Source organism: Nocardioides sp. NPDC054178 (genome assembly GCF_055585005.1).
The window spans coordinates 232089-256129 of record NZ_JBVJKY010000008.1 but is presented as its reverse complement, the minus strand read 5'-3'; the positions used below and the strand labels follow the sequence as shown (position 1 = coordinate 256129).

15 protein-coding genes are annotated in these 24041 nt (G+C 68.6%); 5 read left to right on the top strand and 10 right to left on the bottom strand.

Annotated features, from left to right (window positions below):
• Positions 1 to 42: 42 nt before the first annotated feature.
• Genes ACZ6WN_RS25320 through ACZ6WN_RS25305 form a run of 4 tightly spaced genes read right to left on the bottom strand, consistent with a single transcriptional unit; the run spans position 43 to position 6675 of the window.
• Complete coding sequence (locus ACZ6WN_RS25320) at positions 43 to 1194, bottom strand: Wadjet anti-phage system protein JetD domain-containing protein (RefSeq protein WP_465868665.1); 1152 nt, start codon at positions 1192 to 1194, stop codon at positions 43 to 45.
• Positions 1191 to 4529: an ATP-binding protein gene (locus tag ACZ6WN_RS25315; RefSeq protein WP_465868664.1), complete on the bottom strand. Its 3339-nt coding sequence runs from the start codon at positions 4527 to 4529 to the stop codon at positions 1191 to 1193. The genes ACZ6WN_RS25320 and ACZ6WN_RS25315 overlap by 4 nt, the downstream gene beginning before the upstream one ends.
• Positions 4526 to 5155 (bottom strand): DUF4194 domain-containing protein, encoded by a 630-nt coding sequence (locus tag ACZ6WN_RS25310; RefSeq protein WP_465868662.1) that lies wholly within the window; start codon positions 5153 to 5155, stop codon positions 4526 to 4528. Before ACZ6WN_RS25310 ends, ACZ6WN_RS25315 begins: the two co-directional genes overlap by 4 nt.
• Entirely contained in the window at positions 5155 to 6675 is a 1521-nt protein-coding gene (locus tag ACZ6WN_RS25305) for a DUF3375 family protein (RefSeq protein WP_465868660.1), read from the bottom strand. The genes ACZ6WN_RS25310 and ACZ6WN_RS25305 overlap by 1 nt, the downstream gene beginning before the upstream one ends.
• A 1513-nt stretch (positions 6676 to 8188) precedes the next feature.
• Here ACZ6WN_RS25305 and ACZ6WN_RS25300 point away from each other — a divergent pair.
• Positions 8189 to 9004: a substrate-binding periplasmic protein gene (locus ACZ6WN_RS25300; RefSeq protein WP_465868659.1), complete on the top strand. Its 816-nt coding sequence runs from the start codon at positions 8189 to 8191 to the stop codon at positions 9002 to 9004.
• A gap of 4 nt (positions 9005 to 9008) precedes the next feature.
• Here ACZ6WN_RS25300 and ACZ6WN_RS25295 read toward each other — a convergent pair whose 3' ends face one another.
• The gene (locus tag ACZ6WN_RS25295) at positions 9009 to 11153 is read right to left on the bottom strand and encodes a winged helix-turn-helix domain-containing protein (RefSeq protein WP_465868657.1); all 2145 of its coding nucleotides are present in this window, start codon (positions 11151 to 11153) and stop codon (positions 9009 to 9011) included.
• Positions 11154 to 11518: 365 nt separating this feature from the next.
• On the opposite strand from ACZ6WN_RS25295, the gene ACZ6WN_RS25290 reads away from it, so the two are divergent.
• From ACZ6WN_RS25290 to ACZ6WN_RS25280, 3 genes are all read left to right on the top strand, one after another.
• A complete protein-coding gene (locus ACZ6WN_RS25290; RefSeq protein ID WP_465868655.1) occupies positions 11519 to 11956 on the top strand; it encodes a DUF7144 family membrane protein in 438 nt (145 codons plus the stop codon).
• A gap of 186 nt (positions 11957 to 12142) precedes the next feature.
• The gene (locus ACZ6WN_RS25285) at positions 12143 to 12481 is read left to right on the top strand and encodes a carboxymuconolactone decarboxylase family protein (protein ID WP_465868653.1); all 339 of its coding nucleotides are present in this window, start codon (positions 12143 to 12145) and stop codon (positions 12479 to 12481) included.
• 37 nt (positions 12482 to 12518) lie between these two features.
• Positions 12519 to 13820, top strand: a complete 1302-nt coding sequence (locus tag ACZ6WN_RS25280) for a hypothetical protein (protein ID WP_465868652.1) — start codon at positions 12519 to 12521, stop codon at positions 13818 to 13820.
• A gap of 25 nt (positions 13821 to 13845) precedes the next feature.
• On the opposite strand, the gene ACZ6WN_RS25275 is transcribed toward ACZ6WN_RS25280, so the two are convergent.
• On the bottom strand, positions 13846 to 19362 hold the full coding sequence (locus tag ACZ6WN_RS25275) for an ATP-binding protein (protein WP_465868650.1): 5517 nt from the start codon (positions 19360 to 19362) through the stop codon (positions 13846 to 13848).
• A gap of 144 nt (positions 19363 to 19506) precedes the next feature.
• Positions 19507 to 19965 carry an agglutinin cell wall attachment protein gene (locus tag ACZ6WN_RS25270; RefSeq protein WP_465868648.1) on the bottom strand — a complete coding sequence of 153 codons (459 nt, stop codon included), beginning with the start codon at positions 19963 to 19965 and terminating at the stop codon, positions 19507 to 19509.
• 148 nt (positions 19966 to 20113) lie between these two features.
• On the opposite strand from ACZ6WN_RS25270, the gene ACZ6WN_RS25265 reads away from it, so the two are divergent.
• Positions 20114 to 20695: a helix-turn-helix domain-containing protein gene (locus ACZ6WN_RS25265; RefSeq protein ID WP_465868646.1), complete on the top strand. Its 582-nt coding sequence runs from the start codon at positions 20114 to 20116 to the stop codon at positions 20693 to 20695.
• Here ACZ6WN_RS25265 and ACZ6WN_RS25260 read toward each other — a convergent pair.
• From ACZ6WN_RS25260 to ACZ6WN_RS25250, 3 genes are read right to left on the bottom strand one after another with little or no spacing between them, the layout of a single operon-like run.
• Positions 20673 to 21911: an amidohydrolase family protein gene (locus ACZ6WN_RS25260; protein WP_465868645.1), complete on the bottom strand. Its 1239-nt coding sequence runs from the start codon at positions 21909 to 21911 to the stop codon at positions 20673 to 20675. The two genes, ACZ6WN_RS25265 and ACZ6WN_RS25260, sit on opposite strands and share 23 nt — an antisense overlap.
• Positions 21908 to 22693 carry a creatininase family protein gene (locus tag ACZ6WN_RS25255; RefSeq protein ID WP_465868643.1) on the bottom strand — a complete coding sequence of 262 codons (786 nt, stop codon included), beginning with the start codon at positions 22691 to 22693 and terminating at the stop codon, positions 21908 to 21910. Before ACZ6WN_RS25255 ends, ACZ6WN_RS25260 begins: the two co-directional genes overlap by 4 nt.
• Entirely contained in the window at positions 22693 to 24036 is a 1344-nt protein-coding gene (locus ACZ6WN_RS25250; protein WP_465868641.1) for an FAD-binding oxidoreductase, read from the bottom strand. Before ACZ6WN_RS25250 ends, ACZ6WN_RS25255 begins: the two co-directional genes overlap by 1 nt.
• Positions 24037 to 24041: the final 5 nt, after the last annotated feature.

Here is a 24041-nt window from a genome sequence, read left to right as displayed (position 1 = left end):
CGCCGAAGCTCGTTGCCCCATGGGCGGCACCCAGCATCTGCATTAGAGGTTCGGCAGTGCCACTGGGAGCGGGATACGCTCCTGCTCTACACGTCGGTGCATAGCGTGCTCTTTCCGGGTGATCAGACGCAGCACGTCGATTTCGGCGTTGGTCAACGAAACCGGATCCCACTTGAGGCCGGCCTTGATTGGCCGGCCGTTGCGGTCGAGGTTGGTGCCGAACCTCTCGTATTCTTCGTACGTGTCGATGTTCATGAGGATCGACCGGGTCTGCGGGATTCGCGTACGCAGCGCATCGAGGATGCGATAGCCGTCGGCATCAATGTCACCCCAGTAGACGACATCTTCTGCGCTGGCAATCCAGTCACACTCGGCAAGTCGGGTGGGCGCCATGTCACCGACGCCCCAAACGACGATGAGACCCGGACGCTCGGGAAAGTAGAAGTAGGTGTCTTGATTCTCGACGATGACTACGGTCCTCGGAGCGTACGCCAAGCTCGTGAGGTCACCGCGGACCCAGGTGTCGTGCCGGCGGCCCTTGGCAGCGAGGTGGGCAGGGTCGCAGTAGGTGAATCGGATGGTCGGCGGACGCCCTAGCATCTCGATCGGACCAATACCGGTGAGCCCGGAGATCTCCTTGACCCTCGACGCCGCATTGAGCCATTTGCTCTGGAGGCCAGGGACAGGCACTTGGCGCGGGGTGAGATTGTGCCAGCCCTCGGGGTTATCAGCAAACCACTGGGCGGTATTCATCAAGGTGGCGAAGTCGACATCTGACCATGTTCGCGTTCGCCGAAGGGCGCCGGCCGGGTCCGGTGCTCCGGGAAACCGAGACTCGATCGAAGCCCAGCGGGACCGCATCTGCATGAGTTCAGCCGCGCGGCCCGCGTAGGCACACATCGCGTCGATGTCCGAGAACTCGAGGTGTGAAGGGATCGGTTGCTCGCTTGGACCGACCTGTCGCAGCACCTCACGGAGCGTCACGCCCTCGGGGAGGCGCTTGGTAAACCAGTCTCGCGCCCAGGCTTGATAGGTCGGCCAGTTCGCCTGAAGCGTGGATCTTCTGGCCTCCCCCAGCAGAGACACCGACCGTCCCGTCGTCCACTGATCCGGTTCGGCTCCTGCGACGGCGGCGGGCAGGTGTGTGCCGAGCCATTTGCGTACGGCATCGCGAGCCTGATCGGGGGTCTTCACTGCTTGGTTCCGGCGATCTTGCGAGCAAAGTCGATCCGCGATCGATGGCGGTCGTCTTTTGACACCATGTAGATCACCGAGGTCGCGCTGGTGGCTGCCTCGAACTTGCCGACGGGGGCGGCGATGATCGGCTGGAAGCCGAACCGCAGCCACACGTTGATGGCTCGTTCGGTGAACTGGTCGTCGGCTTTGATGAGTGCCTCGTCCAAGAACACGGTGGCGAACTTCGGACGGGTGACGCCTTCGGTGCCGACGTGATAGCGAACCGCGGCGGCCAAGACGAACGCGGTCAGCTCCTGGGTCTCACCACCGGACTTCTCGCCGCTGAAGTGGTTGTAGGTGGTCACGCTGCCGTTCTGGTGCTCGGCACGTGCCTGGATCGTCATGTGCCGGCGCACGTCGAACAGCGCCGACACCTGCGCATCCGTCGAGACCTTCTCCATCGCGGCGTCGAACGCGGGGAACCTCTCGAGGGCGGCCTCATAGGTGATGCCCTTGGTCGAGTGGGCGCCGAGCGAGCCGAGCTGAGCCAGGAAATCCTTGGTTTCGATCGGCTTCTCATCCCGGAGGATCTGGATCGACAGGGTGCTGTCGCCGCCGAAGGGTTCCGGTGCGAGCAGCTTGTTGATTGCGCCGATACGGGCATGGATCAAGCGCCGCTGCGACTCATAGCTGTCTGCGATCCCGCCGACGTTCACGTTGGTGAACTCCATGACCTGCTGGGCGAACTGCTCCTTCGCCTGTGCAAGGCCATCGGTGGTCTGCTGGCTACGAATGCGTGAATAGCCGTTGTAGTCGGCCACCGGGTCCGGGTTGTCGAGCGAGACGCCGACGGGAGCGACATCGGAGTACTCGCGGTTGAATGCGATCATGACGTCGCGGATGTTGCGCAGAGCAACACCCTTCTGGCCGGCGGCTCCGGACTGGGCCTTACGCAGATAGTCGGCAAGCCGGACGATGGCTCCCGATCGCAGGTGGTCGCGGGAGAGCTGGTCGACGCCGAACGCGTTGGAGGCTTCGCGCTCCATTCGATCCATGTCCGGCAGGTCGACACCGCGCCCGCGAAGCATGTCGAGGGCACGCTCGGTGAGCTCCTTGTCCTCGATAACCTCGTTCCTCACCCTCAAGGCACTCTCGGCGGTGCCCTCGGCCGCGAAGTACCGCCCGGCCGCAGCGTCGGCGTCAGCCTTGCGATCGTCGGCCACCTTTCGAAGCACCTCGAGCACGTCGTTGCCAGCCATTGCGGCCTTCTCGGACCGGAGCGAAGCCAGGTGCCTCTCGGCGCCGACCAAGTCGTAGCGGTGCCAGTCGCGTAGGGCGTCGATGAAGTGGTTGTGCGCATCGCGTGCCTGGGTCAGGTCGAGTTGAGTCTGCTTCAGTTCCTGAGCTTCCTCGCTCGCCTTGGTTGCTTCCGAGTCGGCCTCCTCGATCTTCACGGCAAGTTCCGCGAGCAGCCGGTCTGGCGAGAAGCCGATGTTCCGGCGTCCAGCGCCGCCATGCTTGCCCGTACCATTCGGGCCTCGGACCTGGCCGCTCTTGGATACGCCGTAAACACCATCGGGAAGCCGGTTCAGTCCCTCGCCGTCCTCGACGCACTCATGAGTGAAGCGCCGCGCCACCTCGCGGGACAGCCACGCGGAGTAGCGGTGTTGGGCGTAGTAGACGCGGCCCGCGATCTGGTTCGCTGGTGCATCGCTCTCGGTGAGCGCAACGTCGGGCACGGCCTGCGAATGAATGATCGGCGGGGTCTTGATGTGGTTGACCTTGCGTCGGAACTCCTTGATGTGTCCCTCTGGCACAAGCAGCGTGAGCGCCCACGAACCGACGGCGCCTTCGAGAGCGTCTCGCCACTCCTCGCGCTCAGGCAAAACATCCATCAGCTCGCCCACGAACTTCAGCTCCGACGCCGGGATGTCGGTCAGGGCCGCCCATTCGTCGCGGCGATCGGCGTGCGACTTCGGGATCAAGTCGCGCCGAGGTGCGTAGTAGGCCTGCTCCTTGCGTAGCTTCGCAAGTTTCTCCTCGGCCGCGTACTGGGCACGATTTGCCCTTTCCAGCGGATCCTTGAGATCGGCGAGGTGGCGGTCGACGTCACCGAGAAACGCCACGGACTCAGTACGCTGCACGTCGACATCATCCCGTGTTCTGGGGACGCTAAGGTGGCCGCCAACCCGTTCTGCGAGCAAAGCGCGATCGCTGCGTGCATCGCTCACGCGCATCTCCGCTGAGCGGATGTCGTTCTCCAGCTGTGCAGCTCGGTCACCACCTGCATTGCGGTAGCGGCTCTGCGCTTGGAAGGCCGCTTCCTCGGCTAGGCCCTTCTCGATCCGGAGATTCGCGACCGCTGCAGCGGCATCACGCGCTTCTTGGGCAACACGTGGTTCAAGCTCGTCGAGGATGGCGAACTCCCGCTCACGTACCCACCGCCAGAACGGTGTGTCGGCGGGCGTACGCCCGTCGCCGTAGCGAAGCGAGTTGTAGAACGCGTCTGAATCACGGTTGGCCACGTAGGAGTCATGGAACGTCGGCAGGTTGTTGAGGATCTCCGCCTTCCGTTCTCGGTCGTACAGCTCGCGCCGGGCGTCACGGACCTTGCCCCAGAACTCACGTGCCACCCCCACTGCTTCGAGCAGTGCAGTCGGTTCCTCGAGCACGAGGTTCGTGAAGAGCCAGTCGACTCCTTCGATCTCCTGGCTGGCCTGGATCCGGTAAAGGACGTCCATGAGGTTGGCGCCGTTGCTGGCCAGTTCGAGCTTCTCGAAGAGCCAGACCAGGTTCGCCGTACGAGAGGTGGCCAGGAACATGGTCGGGAACGCTGACCTGAGGCTCCTGCCGTTCAAAGGCGTGTGCGGCGGCCGGGTGAACGGGTCCAAGCGACGGACGTCGAAGAAGCCTTCGATCCGCCCATGTGCTTCCCGGGTCGGCTTCTCATCGTCGGTGTTCATGAAATAGGCAGAGAAGATCGTGACCACCTCGCCGTCGAGGTTCGCCCATGTGTGGGCAATCGCCGACCAGGTGGCCTGCTTGTCGCGCAGTGCGAAGACGCGGGTACCGGCCAGAGTCTCCTCCTTGTCCCACACGCCTCGGATATAGGTCGAGATCGAACGGGCCTTCCCGCCTCCGCTCGATGCCTTGTTGAAGACCTTGCCGGGGTGAAGCAGCGCGGTCGTGGCGTCGAGATACGACGACTTGCCAGTGCCACTGCTACCTGAGATCAGCGTCGCTTCACCGACACCCGCCGGATCGAGGCGGTGATAGCCGTTGAACGGTCCCCAGTTGAAGACCTGGGCGGTGGCCAGGTACCACTGGCCGGCGGGCCGCGACACGTCGGTCACTCCGCCTCCTCGATCTCGGCGTCGTCGAGGTCGCCTTCATCGCGCCGAAGCGCACGAGTCATGCTGTCCAGAACGTCCGGGCCGTAAATGACCGGCACAGCAGGCGACACCGTCCAGCTGTCGCCGCCGTTCGCAGGGCTGGTGCCGGCAATGAGGTTGGCTTCATAGAGGCGTTTGAGCGCGGCTTCCGCGTTACGCTCGCGCGCGGCGCGGTTCTTCTCTCCCGCGCCCCACATCTGGTCGAACGCCTCGGCGAACTCGCGCCGTGTCACGGTCGCGGTCGGAGCATTCGCAACAGCGGCACGCTGGAAGCGGTCGATGACCACCAAGACCGCCATCGCCAGCTCACGGCTCATGACTCGCTGGGGCATCAACTTCCGGTACTCCTGCTCGGCGTGGACCTGTTGTCGCATCGCCACCCGGTGCCCGGTGTTGATGATCAGCTCCACGTAGAAGTCATGCATTCGCGACCGGATGTGTGCCTCGTTCTCCAAGAGAACCTGCCATTGGCGTGGCTTCTGGTTGCCGTCGAAGAAAGGCTCCCTGAACAAGAGCGTGAGCACTTCGCGGATTTCGGCGGGCTCGGTGCCGGTGTCGACGACATCGCCGCCAAACAAAGGATCCATCAGGGCGCCTCGATGATCGGTCTGCGATAGATGATGCGGGCGATCTGGTACCGAACGAGGTTGCCGTCCGGTGCAAGGGTCTCGATCACCTCACCCGATCCGGGTTGGTAGCCGCTCTCGCCGACATCGGCGACGGCGTGAGCGTGCTCGACGTAGGGAACAAGCTCCACAGCACGTCGAAGGCTCTCTGGCGAGAGGCCCCAGAGCTCGCTGAGCGACATCGCCTCACCCGGCTCGAGTGCGGCCAGCGTCGCGGCAATGTGTTCGGCAACCTCTGTCCTGTGCGGTCCAGCCCAGCGGGCGAGGAGTTCGGGGTCTGGTGGCAGTGCGGTCGAGGTGTCCATCTCATCCAGCGATGGCGGTTCCGCCGCGGGTTCGCGAACCTTGAACGACGCAGGCGGTTGTCCCATCTCGGCCCGGACAGGGAATGGGAGCGCACCAAGAGGAATGTTTCGACCCTCCGCATCCCGCAGAGCGGCGACGGCGTCCCGCAGAGCGTTCATCCACGCCGACCGGTCCGTCGATGAGATCGCACGGCGCTTGAAGGCGTACGTCACCTCGTCGAGGTTGGAGTTGAAGACATCGATCAACGGTTGTATCTGCGTGTATAGCGCCACCGAGACATCAGAGAGACTGCGTTTCTCACGGTCGTTCAGAAGCTGCCCGACGTCACTCTCCGCGATCGCCGCAACGTTCAGGCTCAACGTCTGACGTTGGTTCGAGTCCGAAAGCACGGACAACGCTTCCTTCGTCGCGCGGCCCTGAGGAGTGTCGGTGACATCTTCCCATGCTTCGGCATAGGCGGTGATGTGCGTGATCCCATCGAGGTCGTCGTCTGCGACCTTCTCGATGAGCGCGCGGCGGGCACGTGGAAGCTCCTGAGCCATCCACCGGAGTGCCAACGAGATCCGCTGCTGGTTGTTCAGCGCTTCGTCATACCAACGCTCGAACTCGTCGACACTGACCCCGCCTGCCTCCCCGGCCAGCAGGAGTGCTTCGCGAGCATCAAGACGCTCACGCTCATGCTGGATCTGCTCCAGCTGGCGCTCAGTATCCCCCGTGACTCGAGCTGACATCCGCTCGAAGCTCGCGACGAGTTCGCCCACTGCCGCAGCCGCAGTTCCGCGACGGGAGTCACCGAGGCGCTCCAAGAAGGCGATTGCCTCATGAGTTTCGGCCGTACGCGTATAGACGACTGCTCCGTCATCACCTTCGGTGCGCCATAGCCAATCGGCATTCACCCAGTCGCGACAGAGGTCCGGGACTCGGCGCCCATCACCTTGCACCTCGCGAACCTTCGGAGTCGCATAGCCGCGAGCGTGCAGTGTCCTGAGGACTGACTCGACCTCGGCTTCAAAGACTTCCGCGGGAATTGAGTCGCGCTCCGTCGAGAAGGTGTTAGCCAGGACAGTGATCAGAACATCGGCCGAATCCATTTGGAGCAGACTCACCGCAGCGTGGTCGTCAAGAACACGCGCCAGCGCTTCATGTTCGCGAACCAGCTCATCCGGGTTGCGCACTACTCCCCACCTCCCCTGCGTACTCACATACTGACGGCCTCGACCGACAGTTTCAGGAGAACCTGAGATTGCGGGTCCGACCTGGTCGAGGTATCGACGACCGTCGCGGCGGGGACGGCCTCCAGGAACACGGGCCACCATTAGAGTGAAGTGAGGTGGCGCATCACCCGCCTTGCCTACGGTTACAAGGGGGACAGCGCATCACCTTCGCCTTGCCGAACAAGGCTCGACTTTCGCGCCACGTGACATCTGCAATGTGATGGCGAAAGCCATGCGTGACGTTGCCGCGTCCCTAGCCGCGAGCCGTACCCAGATGCTCGTGCTCGGCCACCTGTTTGAACCTCCTCCTGACAACTGACCGGCCGGCCGGGCCTATCATTCGAATCGAGGCGAACGATCGGGGCCACGCCATACCTTCCAGATTGAGCCGTACGTTTGCTCACCGCACGCGTGAGGAACACGAGCGCAGTGGATTTGAGCCGTCAGGAGTTGGCCAAGAAGGTCTCTGTGCAACTCGCGTCAGCGTTCGAGACCGAGATGGGTCGCGGACATCGAGGCAGGCAAGCGCGAGGTCGAACTCGATGAGGCAGTCGTCATCGCGGCGATACTTCGCGTCCCGTTGACGGTGATGTCCCATGCCACACCTGGAGACGAAGCCCTCCGAGCCAGGCCAAGACGACCGCGAGAGGTTCCGAAACCGGAACCAAAAATGCGACATAAATGCGATCGAGCCATGTTCTTGACCTTCTATGAAGGTTCAGAACATGGCCCTGATCAGGTGTTTCGGTGGAGGTGAGGGGACTCGAACCCCTGACCCTCTGCACTGTTGGGCGGATCGAGGACGTCTCCAAGAGTTTCGGCACTCTTCGGCTGGTCAGCCTCCGACCTGGGACAATGCTCTAGACCGCGAGCATGTGTTGGACGCGCGGATCGAAGGCGAGCAGGATGCAATCTTCAGCGCGGGTCAGCAGGCAACGCACCTGATCGGCTGAGGACACCGCGAACAGCGCTGGAGTCGCACGAACTCGTGTGAACTCCGACGCTGCGTGGCGCGACCACGGATGCCGGAATGCACCTTCCAGATGGCCGCCGCATCATTACGGAGGCGGAAGGTGACAACCAGCGACTCGAGCATTCACACAGCCAAGCACGGGAGAGCCTGCGCCAGCTTGCCCACAGCAGTCATCGGATCGACGACCCGGCGAACTCTATGACCTGCTCGGCGACCTCTCCCTGGCACTCATTTCGAAGGCGCTCAACGACGGCCAATGGGCTATCCAGGTCGACGCTCGACGCCGCGACAGCCGCCTGACCGAGGTCGGCCGCCACGAGCACGTGACACGACTGCGGAGCCGGCCGCTGCGGCAGCAGGGGTTCATCACTCGTTAGCGCCGTGTTCGTCGAGCCATGCTCCACATGACGGTCGGGTCCTGTTGTCTGGAGCGTGCCTCACCGCTCGGGCCCGTAGGCCAGCCAAGCCAGGTGCCACCGCCCCCAGCAACAGGACCCCCACATGAATCAGATCAAGTTGGTCGTCGCCGGCGCAGTGGCCCTCCTGGGAGCAATCGCCTTCAGCGGACACTTCTCGCACCCCGCACCATCCGCCACCGGCAAGGCGAGCGCCGCGGTCGGCGGCAGCACCCTTCGGATCGGTGTCGAGAGCAGCGAACCGGTCTACTACCAGAGCGATGGCGCGACCAGGGGCTTCGACTACGAGATGGCGCGCAGCGTTGCCGACGGCATGGGCGTCGAGGCTGCGTTCGTACCGATGGACTTCAACGAGCTCTTCCCGGCCCTGCGAGCGGGCAAGATCGACATGATCGGAGCCGAGGTCACGAAGACGTCAGAGCTCGAGCGGGAGTTCGACTTCAGCGCGCCGTACTTCTCGACGTACGTTGCCTTCCTCACCCCCGAGGGATCGACCATCCGGACGCGCCGTGACATCGACGGGAAGAGGATCGCGGTCGTCGACGGTGCCATCCAGGCGGCCTACCTCGAAGAGAAGTACCACGACGTCGAGATCGTCAGGGCCCCGACCGTGGGCGCTGCCGTCGAGCTGATCGGGCGAGGCGCAGTGGACGCGATGTTTCATGGCGCACCGTACGCACAGTCGATCATCAAGAGCGCACCCATCGCCCTGGAAGAGCCGATCGTCTACGAGGTCGACGACGCCCCGATCGGGTTCGTGATCCGCTCCGGCGACCAGCGCAAGGAACAGATCGACGAAGTCCTGAAGGAGATGGTCCTCAGCGGCGAGTGGCTGAAGATCAAGACCGCCTACTTCGAGGCCGACCCGCTCTCCGACGTGTTCCGCGACAAGGGCTCCTGACCCCCTAGGAGCCGAGGAGCCCGATGGAGATCACCTGCCGGACCGCATCGCTGCGCGAGGAGACGCCCAGCTTTCGGTAGATCGAGGCGACCTGGGAGCTGACGGTGTTGCGGGAGACGAACAGCCGCTCGCCGATCTCGCCGATGGTGAGATGGGTCTGGAGGTAGGGCAGCAGGCGCAGCTCGGCCGGGCTGAGGGGCGAGCTTCCCGCGGTGACGCGTGCGGTGGAGTCGATCCTGGCGCGCAGGCCCGCGACCTCGTCGACCAGCACGCCGAGGTCCGGTCGGCGCTGCAGCACGTCGTCGATCTCGCGCAGCAGGTGCCGGGCGGAGGTCGGGTCGCCGCGTGCCCAGAACACCCTGGCCAGCTGGAGGCGACCACGCACGGCCAGGAACGGCAGGACGTACGTGCAGGAGGGACGCCCACGCATGGCCCGGGTCAGCTGCCGGTCCACCTCGGCGAGATCCCCTTCGTGCAGCCCGAGCCGGGCAGCGGCCGCGAACGCGAGGACGCTCACCGCGTAGTCGTACATCCGGTGTTCCTCGATGACGGCGAGGGCGTGGGCCAACCTCTCCGCCGCCTCGTCCCAGCTCCCGTGTTCCATCGCCAGCAGCGCGAGCTCGGCCTGGGCGTTGACGACGGTGTCGGTCTTGCCGAGCTCGGCTCCGACGGTGGAGCTCTCGGCGAACAGGGCGGCGGCCCGCTCGACGTCGCCCATCAGCAGCTGCGCCTCCGCGGCACCGGCCAGGGCCGTGTCGCGCCACGGGCTCCACGGCGGTTCCTGGGCCAGGGCGAAGTCGGCGTCCCGCATCATCGCCGCGGGTCCCGCCGGGCACATGACGGCCCGCACCATGGCGCGCGCGGACTCGAAAGAGGCGGTGCCGTCCATCGGCACCCAGTCATACGCCGCGGTCTCGGCCACCGCAGCCCAGCGTTGGGCCCTCAGCGGGTCGCCGCCCCAGACACCCGTCCAGGCCGCAAGTACGGCCAGGGGCGGGTGCTGCTCGATGGCGGAGTCGCCGAGCGCGGACAGCCACCGCTCCACGGTCGACAGCTGTCCGGCGCTGTAGGTGGGCAGCACCAGCTGCGTCGCGATCTGGACGCACCGGTCACGTTCGGGCGTGTTCAGCAGGTGCTCGAGGGCCATCGCCGCGGACTCGTTGGCCTCGAACCAGTCGGCGGCCCGCAGGTGCAGCTTCGCGACGACCTCGGGCTCGACCCGACGCAGCTCCCCGAGCAGGAACTCGCGGTACAGCGGGTGGTAGCGGTACCACTCCCGGCGCCGGTCGAGCGGCAGCAGGAACGAGTTGGATCCCTCCAGCGCGAGGAGCTGATCCTGACCGTCGGCCTCCCCCGAGAGCGCGTCGCACAGCGGCCCACAGAGCCGGTCGAGCACAGCGGTACGTCGCAGGAACCGCTGCGTCGCCTCGTCCTGCTGGCGCAGCGACTCCCGGTACAGGTAGTCGGCCACGTAGCGGTCGTCGCCGGAGATGCTCGATACGTCCTGCCTGGTGTCGCGAGCGATCCTCGCCACCAGGTGCAGGCCGGCCGCCCACCCCTCCGTCCGCTCGGTCACCACCATCGCCTGGTCACGCGTGAGCGGCAGGTGCGCCGCAGCGAAGATCTGCTCGGCACCCGTCACGTCCAGCGCGAGGTCGGACCTCAGGACGTCCAGGACCCCGCCGCAGGCGCGCAGCCGAGCCAGGTGCGGCTGCTCGATCCGGCTCGCCGACACCAGCTGCGAGCCGGCCGGGACACCGGAGACGATCACGCTCAGCACATCGTGGCAGGCCGAGGAGCGCAGCTCGTGCAGGTCGTCCACCATCAGCACGAAAGGTTCCGGACTTCGGCTGAGCGCAGCAGCCAGGCGCGGTGCGGCGCGCCCCAGCGGCGAGACGCCCGGACCGCTCACGTCGGCGACGACGCTCTGCTGACTCGGTATCGCCCGCACGTACGCCGAGGCGAGCAGCACCAGGAGAGCGCCGGGATCGTCGTCGAGACGGTCCAGCGACACCCAGCCGACCGGGCGGTCCTCGGCCTGTGCCCATTGCGCCAGCAGGGTCGACTTGCCGTAGCCGGCCGGCGCGGTGATGCCGACCGACAGTGCACCGCTGCTCCGGGCCGCCTCGATCAGAGGGGCCCTGCTCACCAGTCTGAGCGGCGGTTCGGGAGCCGAGAGCTTGACGTCGAGCATAACCTCGTCGAGCTCAGCAGCCGTTCGCGCCGCTTCGCCACCGTCCACCTTGTGCACGCTAGGGATCCGAGCGGCCGGACGTCTCACCCCTGACGGATGACTTGTAGGCACAACCGCCTCGACCCCGGGCTCGAGCAGTCGCCCTCAGGGTCTCGAACCGACGGAGTCCCGTCCACCGTGGCAGTCCTGAGACCCTTCGGTTTCACACAATGAGAATGATTCGCCCACGGGCCGCGGCGGCCAGATTGAGATCGTCCGTTCACTTCCCGACCCGATATCGACCCCTTCGCGGTCGGCGGCAATCCAAGGAGCGTTCCGTCATGACCGAACAGACCCCACAAGAGGATGGGACCACCTGGCAGGCGCAGGAACCGCCGCCCAGTGGTCTGGCGACCGGCTTCGTCGTGTTCGCCGGCGTGATGATGATCATGGTCGGCAGCTTCCAGGCCTTCGCCGGCCTGGTCGCACTCTTCGAGAACGAGTTCTACGCCAGGACCCCCAACTACCTGCTGGAGTTCGACCTCACCGGCTGGGGCTGGATCCACCTGCTGCTCGGACTGCTCGTGGCGTTCGCGGGCTTCGCGGTGCTCAACGGCATGGTCTGGGGTCGCACCGTCGGCGTCATCCTGGCCGGGCTCAGTGCCTTCGCCAACTTCGCGTTCCTCCCCTACTACCCGTTCTGGTCGGCGCTGATCATCGCGGTCGACGTCTTCGTCATCTGGGCACTGACCGCCCACGGTCGCGACATCACCCGCTGACCCCGCGACCGAACGGCCGGCTCGGGCCGGACGACCCGCGCGGCGCCCACGGACCCCGGGTGCCGCGGCGGGCTCCTCGTCGCAGCCAGCAGTTCGTCCGTTCCGGGTGATGTCCGGGGCGGGCCCGCCGGAAAGCCTGGGACCCGGCCTCGCTCGAAGCCATCTCACGACCACCGAAGGAGTGTCATGTCCGACACGACCGCTTCCGACACCCCTGTCCTCGACCTGCTCGCCACCATGACGACCGCCTCCGTGGAGGCATCAAGCCTCGACGTACAAGCCATCGCCCTGGTCCGCCTCGCTGCGCTCGTGGCGAGCGACGCTCCGGCCGTCTCCTACGCGTTGAACCTCGCGATCGCAGGTGAGGTCGGCCTCGACGTCGAGGACGTGCGCGGCGTGCTCACCGCGATCGCACCCATCGTCGGGACCTCGCGGGTCGCGGCGGCGACCAGCCGCATCGTGGTGGCGATCGGAGTCGGCATCGAGCAGGCCTCCGCGGATCTGGCCGACGACGAGCTGAGCTGACGGGCGATCGACGGTACCTGGCGAGAGGACCACCACCATGTCGAACGACGCGCCCATCACACGCGAGCTCCGAGAATCCCCCGACGACCCGGTCACCACCACCGTCGACCGACCCTCACGAGGGCGCTCGATCGCGGCGGTGATCTGCCTGGTGCTGGCGGGGCTGTTGATGACGCCGGCTGCGGTGGCCTACTGGGGCCAGCGCACCTTGAACGACGCCGAGCGGTACGTCGAGACCGTCGGCCCTCTGGTGGAGTCCCCCGAGGTGCAGGACGTGATCGCGACCCGGGTCACCGCCGCGATCCAGCAACAGGTCGACATCGAGGCGATCCTCAACACCGTGTTCGCCGGCGTGATCGATGACGCGCCGCGCCTGGAGCGGCTGGTGGCGCCCCTCGCCGCGGCCATCAACAGTCTGGTCGAGCGCGAGGTCCGCGCGTTCATCGCCTCCGACGAGTTCGCCGACATCTGGGTCCGGGCCAACACCCGAGCCCAGCAGACCCTCCAGCGGCTCCTGAACGGCGACGACACCGGTGCCGTCTCGCTCCAGGGCGACGAGGTCGTGCTCGACGTCGACGAGGTCATCGAACAGGTCAAGGCGAGACTCGTCGACCGGGGCCTGACCATCGTCGAGAACGTACCCATCCCCGAGACCGACCGTCAGATCGTGCTGATGGACGCCCCTCAGCTCAAGCAGGTACGCACGATCTACGCGTTCTCGAACCCGGTGGCCCAGTGGCTGCTTCCCGTCGTCGGGGTCCTGTTCCTGGCCGCCCTGGTACTGGCCCGCCGCCGCCCGCGGATGGCGGTGTGGATCGGGGCGGTCGTGGCCGCCAACGCCCTGCTGCTGGCGCTGGTCCTGTCCATCGGGCAGCAGCTGTTCGTCAACGCGCTCGCCGGCACCGATTTCGGGCCGGCGAGCCGGATCTTCTTCGACACCCTGCTCAGCTATCTCGAGCGCGGCCAGCAGGTGGTCCTGTGGCTCGGTCTGGCGATCGTGCTCGCCGGCTGGTTCGCCAGCTCCACCAGGTACGCCACCGCCGCACGCACGACCACCGGCAGGAGTCTCGAGAACCTCGGCGCCGGCCTGGCCGGCGGCGTGGGCGACGCCACCGTAGGCAGAGCGGGTCGCTGGGTCGCCGCCAACGTGACCTGGATGCGAGTCGTCGTGGTGGCGCTGGGCGGGGTGGTCCTGCTCTGGGGCAACGACGTCTCGATGAACCGGTTCTGGTGGTGCTTGGCCCTGGTGATCGGCCTGCTGGTCGTCCTCCAGGTGCTGGTCGGAGCAGGCCGGTCCAGGGAGCCGACCGCCTCCCTGGACCCCCGCTCGGCGACCTAGCCCGCGGTGTGGTGACCTCGCTCGGTCACCCGTTGCCCAACGTCCGCTCGATGACCTCGACCACCTTGGGCCGCAGGTCGCTTGCCGCGATCACCTCGTCCACCGAGCCGACCTCCACGGCGCGGTGGATGTCGTGCACGCCGTCGAACTCGGCCGCGACCTCGGCGATCTTGTCCGCCCGCAGCTGGGCACGGAGCTCGGCGAGCTCGACGACGAGCGCGCCGCGCTCGCCGTCCTCGGCGCGGTCGATGCGCTCCTCGAGCGCGGCCACCCGCGGGTCCGCCGCCGCCCGCTTGGCGACCTCCGCGGCGAACACGACGGCCGCCGCAGGTGCCCCACCGAGCACCGAGGCGTAGGAGCCCTCGATGGCGAGCACCGTCATCGACGGGTTCAGGTGCTTGGAGAACACCACGAACGCACCGCCGTGGTAGCGGGAGATGACGCAGAAGACGATCGGGCCCTCGAAGTTGACGATCGCGCGGCCGATCTCGGCGCCGTACTCGAGCTGCAGGTTGCGCATCGACTCCGGGGAGCCGTCGAAGCCGGACAGGTTGGCGAGCACCACCAGCGGCCGGTTCCCCGAGGCCGCGTTGATCGCCCGCGCGACCTTCTTCGACGACCGCGGGAACAGGGTGCCCGCGGTGTAGGTGTCCGGACCGTCGGTCGGAGGGAAGCCGGCGCGCGGCACCGGCTTGGACTCGATGCCGACCAGGCTGACCGGATAGCCGCCGATCCGGGTGTCGACGACCACGGCGGTGTCGGCGTCGGCCATGCCGGCCCACCGCTCGAGCATCTCGTGGTCGGCGTCGGCCAGCGCCCGCATCACGGTGCGGATGTCGAAGGGCCGCTTGCGGTCGGGGTTGTGCTCGGCCGAGAAGATCTCGCCGACGCGTGCGAAGTCACCCGCGTGCGGGAACGACGACACGTCGCGGTCGATCGGGTCGGTCGTCGGCGCGCGGCGCGGCCCGGTCTCCCCGGGAACCACGTAGGTGTGCTCGTAGTGCGCCATGAGCACCCGGAAGGCACCGGCCAGGTCGGGCACCCAATACTGCGCCTGCCCGTTCGGGCCCATCACCCGGTCGTAGCCGCCGATGCCGTGGTTGTCCTCGGCCGACACGCCGCCGGAGAAGTCGAGCGACTGCTTGCCGGTGAGCACCATCGCGCTGTCCGGGGTCATCACGAGGATGCCCTTGGTGTGCATCAGCATCGTCGCCTCGGCGTTCCAGTAGGGCTGGGCGCCGACGTTGATCCCGGCGACGACGATGTTGATCTCGCCGCCGGCCTGGGTGAACTGGACGATCCGACGCAGCGCGGCGGCGACCCAGTCCATGTTCTCGGTGCCGCTCTCCATCGAGATCCGGGCACCGGCCGACACCGCGAACCACTCGACCGGGACCCCCATCTGATCGGCGAGGTCGATGGCCGCGATCACCCGGGCGCACTCGGGTTCCGAGAGCGCACCGAGCGACTTGAGCGGGTCACCGCAGAGCACGACCCGGGTGATGCCCTCGGGGTAGAGCGTGCTCGGGGTGGTCACGACGGCGACGATGATGCCGGCCTTGTTGAGCCCGGGGGCACGGTTGACGGGTACGAGCTTGCCGGAGTCGTCGAGGTCGTGCTCGAGAACCGTGCCGCTCCCGGCCAGGGCGCGCTGGAGCTCGTAGGGATAGACGAGGCCGCGGCGCCGGGCGCGCAGCACCTTGGCGGCGTACTCGTCCAGCGGGGCGAGCGGCTCGGTGGGCGGCTCGATGACGTCGGCCACGACGCCCGCGCCCGGCTGGGCGTGGAAACGGATCGCCAGCCGGTTCGGCGCGCCGCCGTCCGGCGAGGCCACGCGACCCTCGGCGAGCACCTCCTCGATCCCCGTGCCCTCGCTGAGCGGGGTGATCTTGCTCTGGAGCGCGGTGATCTGGTCGAGATCCGCCTCGACGACCGGCCACACCGTCACCCACACGTGGTTGACGTCGAGCTTGGTGCCCTCGCGGCCTCGGGCGGTGCGTACGCGACGGATCGCCTCGAGGCAGTTCTCGACGGCACGCTCGACGTGCGGCAGCGCGATCACGCGGCCTTCCTCGTCGCGGACCACGGCGAGCTGGCGGGCCTGAGCGGCCGCGACGAGCCGGCGGTCGGCCGGGTTGGCACGGGCGACGCACTCGTAGAGCAGGACGTCGTCGGGCGCGGCGAGCCTGGTGACCTCGAACTCGCTGAGGCGCCACAGGTTGAGCCGGCGACCGACCATCGGGTGCATGCCCCGGACCAGCGTGTCCTCGACCAGCTCGGCCGTCGGGATGTGAGGGGTGCCGTCCGCGTGGTGGCGGTAGGTGAAGTAGTCGATCGGCTGCGGCGCGGGGTGGCACACCGCGACCGAGACGCGGCGCGCACGGCGGGCGAAACTCTGCCCGGCGAGCATCGCGGCGAGCTCGGCCGAGGCGCGGTCCGGATCGGCGGGCGCGTCCGTCCAGCGCAGGTAGATCTCGACGACGTCGTCGTGGTCGGTGGTCATCGCCGAGGTGATCGCGGTGGCGAGCGGGCCGTCGGGATCGGCGAGCTCGGTCACGTCGCCGATGGTGGAGACCACCCGGGTCGCGCCCTTCTCGTCGGTGGCGTACTCGGCGTGCGCCACCGGACGTCCGCCGCGATCGCCGGTGACGGTCAGGTCGTGCAGGTGGTAGTCGCGGTAGTGGCGCCGGATCAACACCTCCAGCAGCGGCTCGCGCTCGGGAAGCCCGTCGACCAGCCGGTCGCGCAGGAAGCCGACCAGCGGCTCGGGGACCGCGGCCAGTGCGTCGATGCGGGCGGCCCGGTCGGGAGCGTCCGGGTCGGTGAGCGCAGCGACCTCGGCCGGTACGCCCTCCAGCACCGCGCGGCGCTCGTCATCGACCAACGGCTGGTCGAACCAGCCGAACCGGACCGAGCGGGCCAGGTCGCCGACCACGGCGAACCGGCGCTGGGTGGCGCGTACGATCCGCTCGAGCAGCGCGCGGACCGCGGCGGCGTCCTCGGCCGCCGGCGGCGGGTCACCGAGCCAGCGCTGCAGCACCCCGATGGCGACGTCGACGTCGGAGGGATGCTGCTGGGCGAGGAAGATGCGGAACACCGCGCGCTCGAGCTCCGGCGTACGTTCGAGGTCGGTGACCCCGTAGTGCGCGAGTACCCGCTGCAGCTTGTCGCGGAAGTGGTCCGGGAGCGCGCCCCGGTCGGGGTCCAGGCTGCGCAGGTAGGTGTGGAAGTACTCCCGCGAGCTGTGCACCCGCAGCTCGGTGGACGGCTCGTCACTGGCCGGGCGGTTGCGGCTGAGCTCGGCGAAGTCGGTGAACAGCGCCAGCAGGTCCATCTCGGTGTGCAGGGTGTCGGCGGGCGCACCGGTGGAGCGGGAGGCCAGGTGGGCGGCGAGCAGCGCCGGACGCTGATCCTCCTCGACGTCGTAGCCGAGCAGCAGGCTGCTCAGGTCGGCGAGCGCGCCGTTGCTGCGGCCGGGCTCGGTGGTGGGCGCGGGCAGGTCGAGGTCGGCCAGGCTGGCGGTGCTCGCCTGCTCGCCCTCGGCAGCGCCGGTCGGCTCGAGGCGCAGCAGCGGAGCCGCGGTCTCGACCTGGCTCCCGACCCGGACCAGGAGCTCCTTGACCCGGCCGGTGAACGGCGCGGTCAGGGCGGTCTCCATCTTCATCGACTCGAGCACGAGCACCGGGTGACCGGCTTCGACCTCGTCACCGACGGCGAGCGGGGTGGCGACGACGAGCGCCGGCGCGGGCGACCGCAGCATGCCACCCTCGTCGCGGCTGACCCGGTGCATCACGTCGTCGACCTCGACCAGGTGGACGGGGCCGTGGGTGGCGGTCACCAGCCGGTAGCGGTGGCCGTCGACGGTGAGCCGGCCGTGCACCTCGTCGATCCGGTCGAGGGTGGCGGTGAGGGTGCGCCGCTCACCGCCGGCGGTGATGGTGACCTGGTAGCGGGCGGGTCCGGACTGCCGCACGGTCAGGGCGTACGTCGCCCCGCGGAGCTTGAGCTCGATGGTGCGGGCCGGGTCGTGCTGGATCTGGGGGCGGCCGCCCTGCGCCGTCTGGAGCATGCGGGCGATCTCGCCTCGCTCGGCCTCGTCGTAGCCCTCGATCGCGGCGGCGACGAGCGCGATGCCGGCGTGCCGGGCTGCCTGCAGGCGGCCCTCGCCGCGGACCCGGTCGATCCAGCCGGTGTCGGCCCAGGCCGGGCTGCCGCTGGTGACCTCGGGCTGGTCGAGGAGGTCGAGGATGAAGCTCTTGTTGGTCGCGCCGCCGTCGATGATGACGGTGGTCTCGCCCATCGCACGGCGCAGCCGGGCCAGCGCCTGCTCGCGGTCGGCGCCCCAGGCGATCACCTTGGCGATCATCGAGTCGAAGTCGGCCGGGATGGTGTCGCCCTCGGCCACGCCGGTGTCGACCCGGATGCCGGGACCGGCGGGGAACTCGAGGCGGCTGATCCGCCCCGGAGCGGGTGCGAAGTCGCGGTCCGGGTCCTCGGCGTTGAGCCGGGCCTCGACCGCGTGACCCCGCTCGCTCGGCCGGCCGCCGCTGAGCGGCACCCCGGAGGCGACCTGGATCTGCAGCGCGACCAGGTCGGTGCCGGTCACGACCTCGGTGATCGGGTGCTCGACCTGGAGGCGGGTGTTGACCTCGAGGAAGGCGAAGCTCTTCTCCCCCGGGTGGTAGAGGAACTCGACGGTGCCGGCCCCGGCGTAGCCCACCGCCGTGGCGAGCCGCTCGGCGGACGCCTTGAGCTCGGCGGCCTGGTCGTCGGTCAGCAGCGGGGAGGACGACTCCTCGATGACCTTCTGGTTGCGCCGCTGGACTGAGCAGTCGCGTACGCCGATCGCCCAGGCGGTGCCCTGACCGTCGGCGATCACCTGGACCTCGACGTGGCGGGCGTCGGTGACCAGCTTCTCGAGGAAGACGACGCCGCTGCCGAACGCCCGCTCCGCCTCGTCCCGGGTGCGCTGGTACGCCTCGGCGAGCTCGGCACCGGAGGTGACCTTCCGGATCCCGCGACCGCCACCGCCCGCGGTGGCCTTGAGCATCAGCGGGTAGCCGATCTCCTCGGCGCTGGCGAGCGCCTCCTCGAGCGTGTCGACCCCGCCGCGGCTCCAGGGAGCCACCGGGACACCGACCTCCTCGGCGATCAGCTTCGAGCCGATCTTGTCGCCCAGCTTCCGCATCGCCTCTGCGCTGGGACCGATGAAGGTGACCCCCAGCCGGTCGCAGAGCTCGGCGAAGGCGGGGTCCTCGGCGACGAAGCCCCAGCCGACCCAGGCGGCGTCGGCGCCGGAGGCGATCAGCGCCTGCTCGAGGACGGCGAGATCGAGGTAGGGGCGATCCGCGGCCGCGCCGAGGAGATGGGCCTCGTCGGCCTCGCGGACGAACGCCGCCCCGGCGTCGACGTCGGTGTGCAGCGCGATGGTGCGGATCATCCCCACGGATGTGTCCCGCGCGTTGAGGTCGCGGACGGCATGGATCAGACGCATGGCGGCTTCGCCGCGGTTGACGATGGCAATTCGAGAGACCTGTGGCACGGTGCAGACTTTTTCATCTGGCGCCGCTCCTGTGACCGCTCGACTCCGACAGGCTTCTGATGAATTCCTTGTCGAATTCCTTGTGGACACCAGCCGGCGAACCCCCGGATCGCGCGGGAGTCGTCGGTGGGGGATGGTTGTTTCCTACAAGGTCCGGCGGGCGCCGTTGACCTTCTGACGGAGCCAGGCAGGGACCCGGTCGTCGGCGCGAGGGAACGTCTCGAGATCGAGCGCGTACAGGCCCGGGTGGGCCGGCCAACGCCAGACCGGTTCGTCGTCGTAGTTGAAGACGACGGTCGTCGAGTTCTTCTCCTCGGTGCCCTCGCTGCTCGCGATGGTCCAGCGCGCGGAGAACCAGGCTCCCCTGCCCGGTTCGTACATCACCCGCCGGAGCTCCTCGGTCAGCGAGAGGACGGTGTCGGGTGGTCGGGCGTGGGCGAGGCTGCCGTCCGGTCGGTGCACATCGATGCGGCCGGTGAAGAACATGGAGAGGTTGCGGTGGTTGAAGACCAACGTGGACCAGTCGCCCTCGACCTCGTCAGCGAGGTTGAGGGCGATCTCATCGATGAGCTGTTCCTGTCTGACCACAGGAGGAACGGTCATGCCCATCAACCTACTACCGCTGTCGACAGCATTTCGAAACTCCGTTTCGCGGAGCAGGAACGGAGGAGTTGTTTCCGGCACACGACGGCTCCGTGAGTTCCTCGTGACGCGGTGAACGCGGAGTGCCGCCGACGGCTAGGTTGAGCACGTGACTCGGAACCCGCGACAGTCCCTGGATCGCTCGGTGCTGCGGCTGGGTGCCCGGGTGCGGGAGCTGCGCAAGGCGCAGGGGATGACGCTGGTCCAGCTCGCCGAGGCGACCGACCTCTCCCACCCCTTCCTGAGCCAGATCGAGCGTGGGATGGCACGCCCCTCGATGTCCTCGCTGTTCCGGATCGCGCAGACGCTGGGCACGACCCAGCAGGGCCTGCTCGCCGACAGCGTCGAGCCGGTCTCCGCCGGCCCGGCCGCGGTCGTACGCCGCTCGGACCCGGCCACCGCCGAGGCGTCCAACGGTGCGGTGCAGGCGCTGGTCGCCGGCGCCGACCATGCCTTCATCCCGATGGAGTTCACCGGCGACGAGACGACCTGGGACCGCTACTGGCAGCACGAGGAGGACGAGTTCGTCTACGTCGTCGGCGGCACGCTGCGGATCGACCTGGACGGCGAGGAGCAGACCATGGAGGCCGCCGACTCCGTCTACATCCCCGGCGGCGTACGGCACCGGTGGGCCAGCGCCGACGGCGGGCTCTTCCGGCTGCTGGTGGTCAAGGAGCAGCGCGGGCGCTGAGCCGGCTCAGCTCCGCGACGATCTCCTGCTCGTCGGCGGTGACGAGCACCCCGTCGCGTACGACGACCCTGCCCGCCACGACCACGTGCCGAGGTCGTCGCCCGGGCGCGGCCCAGAGCAGTCCGGCCACCGGGTCGTGGACCCCGGCGTCGGCCACACCGGAGACGTCCCACATGCACAGGTCCTGCCCGTCCCCCAGCGTCGGCCGACCGAGGCCGGTCGCGGAGCCGGTGGTCGCCATCTCGAGCACGTCGGCGGCGGCCAGCGGCGGGCCGACCAGCGGCGCCACCTGCAGGGCGAGCCGGGCGTCGGCGAGCAGGTGGCCGGCGTCGTTGCTGCCGCCGCCGCTGGTGCCGAGCCCGACCTCGATCCCGGCCTCGCGCAGCGCGGCGACGGGCGCGATCCCCCACCCCATCGGCAGGTCGCAGCCGGGCGCGTGGGTGGCGCTCACCCCGGCCGCGGCGAGCCGCCGGATCTCGCCCGGAGTCACCTCGCACAGATGGGCCAGGGTCACGTCGGGCGCGAGCCAGCCCCACTCCTCGAGCAGGTCGATCGGACGCCGGCCGTAGCGCTCGGCCGCGATCGCGACGTCGACCTGCTCGTTGGCCTGCGTACGCCGCCGCAGACCGCGCCGGGCAGCCACCTCCCCCAGCAGCCGGAAGGTCGGCTCGGGGTCGGAGTGCACCCCCGCCGGACCGACCGCGACCTGCAGCATCCCGTCGGCGCTCACCCCACCGGGTGCGCCCCCCACCAGCGCCTCGGCGATCAGGTCGGCACTGTGCGCGGCCGTCTCGGGGTCGTCCCGGGCGGCGCCGCGGACGAGGACCAGGCGAGCACCCAGCTCGGCCGCCGCCCGGGCGGTGCCCTGCGCCAGCGGCACCGTCTCCTCGGGACTCAGCGCGGCCGGCCAGGTCAGGTGGTGGTCGGCCACCGTCGTGACCCCGCAGAGCAGCGACTCGGCGAGCCCGGCGCGGGCAGCGGCATAGGTGAGAGCGGCGTCCACGCCGACCCGGTCGTAGGCCGCGGCCATCGTCGGCAGCCAGGTCGCCATCGGGACGCCGCGAGTGCCCGGGAGCGTGCGGAACGCCGTCTGCAGCAGGTGGTGGTGGGCGTTGACCAGACCGGGCGTGACCAGGCAGCCGGAGGCGTCGAGGACGTCGTCAGGCCCCTCGACCTCGAGGTCGCCCGCACCCGCGCCCGTGATCCGCAGCGTCATGCGGACGGCGAGAAGCGGGCGGCCTCCACGATGACCTCGGCCAGTGTGGCGACGCCCGCCTCGAAACGGGCCTTGCCGTCCTCGGCGGTCGCGGTGGTCGGGTCGCCGAGATAGCCGTCGGTGCCGAAGTCGTCGGAGAGCCAGCCGAAGGAGACCGGTTTGCCGAAGCCGATGTGCTGATAACCGGCGAGATGCGAGGGCACCTTCCGCTCCCCGCGCTCCTGGTGCACCAGCTCGGGCCGCAGATGGAGCATCATCGAGGTCTCGCCGTGGCCCCCGTGGATGCCGAGCCCGAGCTCGTCCGCGCGGGAGGACGAGCCGCCCTGGTCGGGCGGCACCGAGAGGTGCGCGAAGAAGGTGGCGAGCCCGAACTGCTTGCGCAGCTCACGGCTGGCGACCTGCCCCAGCGCGGAGTTTCCGCCGTGCCCGTTGACGAAGAGCAGCCGGGTGATCCCCGACGTGCTCAGCGAGCGGCCGATGTCGACGAGCACCCGCATCAGGGTGTCCCAGGAGAGCCAGATCGTCCCGGGCGACCAGGAGTGCTCGTCGGACTTCGTGTAGGCCAGCGGCTCCAGCAGCACGACGGACGCGGTGCCCGCCTCGGCCACGGAAGCCACCGCGGCCGAGGCCGCCTCGGCGGCGATCACGTAGTCGGTCGAGACCGGCAGGTGCGGACCGTGCTGCTCGATCGCACCGAGCCCGATCACGGCAACCGTGTCCTCGGGCAGCGAAGCGATCTCGGGGGCGGTGAGGTCGGCGAAACGGGGCACGTGGCGGGGCATCAGCGGACTCCGATGTTGACGCGGGTGTCGACCAGCGCGTGGTCGGTGAGCTTGCCCTGGTTGAGCAGCCCCTTGGGATCACGCTCGCGTGCGACCTCGGTGACGAGCTCGAGGTTGCGGTCGACGTACCACTGGTGGGGCGAGTGCACGCCCACGCCGATCTCGTCGAAGCGCGGGATGCCGGCGAGGACCTGCTCCTCGGAGACGTACTCCGCGACCACCATCGCCAGCGGGCCCTTGCCCATCAGCTCCAGGTGCAGCCAGACCGGCCCGTCATAGACCTCCCGCACCCGGTCGGCGTCGCTCCAGTAGAGCTCTCCCCCGGTCTCCATGTGGAACCAGCTCCGGTCGCGGTGGGCACGCTGGAGGAAGTAGACCGGATGGTTGTAGGACATCCCGGAGAGAAGGTCGGTCGCCGCGTAGTCCTCCAGACACGCCCGTACGCTGCCCCCGGCCGCCACCACGAGCGACTCGATCTCGGTGACCGTGGAGGCTTCGGCGATCACCCGCAGGCTGTGCTGGGCCGGGTCCAGCTCGACGTTGGTGGTCAGCGTCGGGACCAGCGCGGGCTCGTCGCCCGAGGCCAGCCGCGGCAGCACCGGCAGGTCGAGCAGCCGGCGGTGAACGGCGACCAACGCGTCCCAGCCGTCGAAGGCGGCGTAGACCGCGACCCAGTCCCGCGCGGGGTCGGTGCGGACCACCACCGAGGTCACGACGCCGGTCACGCCGTAGGCGTGGATGTAGGGCAGGGTCTCCGCACCCCGCATGGTGAGCAGGCGACCGCTGCCGTCCATCGGGGCCACGGTCAGCTCGGTGACGAAGCCGTCGGAGGTGGTGCCGTGCTCGATCGTCCCGGTGCCGGCACTGCCGCCGCCGATGAAGCCGCCGATGGTCGAGCCCTTGGTGGAGGGGAAGATCCACAGGTCGCGCCCGGCCTCGCGGGCCACCTTGTCGATCCGGGTCATCCGGGCGCCGGCCCCGGCGCGTACGTCACCGTCGGCCAGCACCTCGATCGCGTCCAGGCCGCGCAGGTCGAGGATGATCCCGCCGGTGAACGGGGTCGCCTGGCCGTAGTTGCCGGTCCCCGCGCCACGCGGGACGACCGGCACGTCGTGCTCGTAGGCCAGGGCCAGCACGTCGGCGACCTCCTGCTCGGTCCGCGGCCGGACGATCGCGTCGGCGACGTAGCGGCCGCTCGGCACCTTCTCCTGGAGGACGGGCGACATCCGCGACCAGTCCGAGGAGAGCTTGACCAGCGCGGCCGGGTCGGTCTCGACCCGGTCCGCGCCGAGGCGGTCGGCGACCTGCGCGGTCACCAGGGACGTACGCTGCGAGATGGTCATCGACA

What these genes read in the sequence shown, in the direction of transcription:
- ACZ6WN_RS25310 (WP_465868662.1), bottom strand. Translation starts at nt 5,155, where the DNA reads ATGGATCCTTTGTTTGGCGGCGATGTCGTCGACACCGGCACCGAGCCC.
- ACZ6WN_RS25300 (WP_465868659.1), top strand. Translation starts at nt 8,189, where the DNA reads ATGAATCAGATCAAGTTGGTCGTCGCCGGCGCAGTGGCCCTCCTGGGA.
- ACZ6WN_RS25290 (WP_465868655.1), top strand. Translation starts at nt 11,519, where the DNA reads ATGACCGAACAGACCCCACAAGAGGATGGGACCACCTGGCAGGCGCAG.
- ACZ6WN_RS25285 (WP_465868653.1), top strand. Translation starts at nt 12,143, where the DNA reads ATGTCCGACACGACCGCTTCCGACACCCCTGTCCTCGACCTGCTCGCC.
- ACZ6WN_RS25280 (WP_465868652.1), top strand. Translation starts at nt 12,519, where the DNA reads ATGTCGAACGACGCGCCCATCACACGCGAGCTCCGAGAATCCCCCGAC.
- ACZ6WN_RS25270 (WP_465868648.1), bottom strand. Translation starts at nt 19,965, where the DNA reads ATGACCGTTCCTCCTGTGGTCAGACAGGAACAGCTCATCGATGAGATC.
- ACZ6WN_RS25260 (WP_465868645.1), bottom strand. Translation starts at nt 21,911, where the DNA reads ATGACGCTGCGGATCACGGGCGCGGGTGCGGGCGACCTCGAGGTCGAG.
- ACZ6WN_RS25255 (WP_465868643.1), bottom strand. Translation starts at nt 22,693, where the DNA reads ATGCCCCGCCACGTGCCCCGTTTCGCCGACCTCACCGCCCCCGAGATC.
- ACZ6WN_RS25250 (WP_465868641.1), bottom strand. Translation starts at nt 24,036, where the DNA reads ATGACCATCTCGCAGCGTACGTCCCTGGTGACCGCGCAGGTCGCCGAC.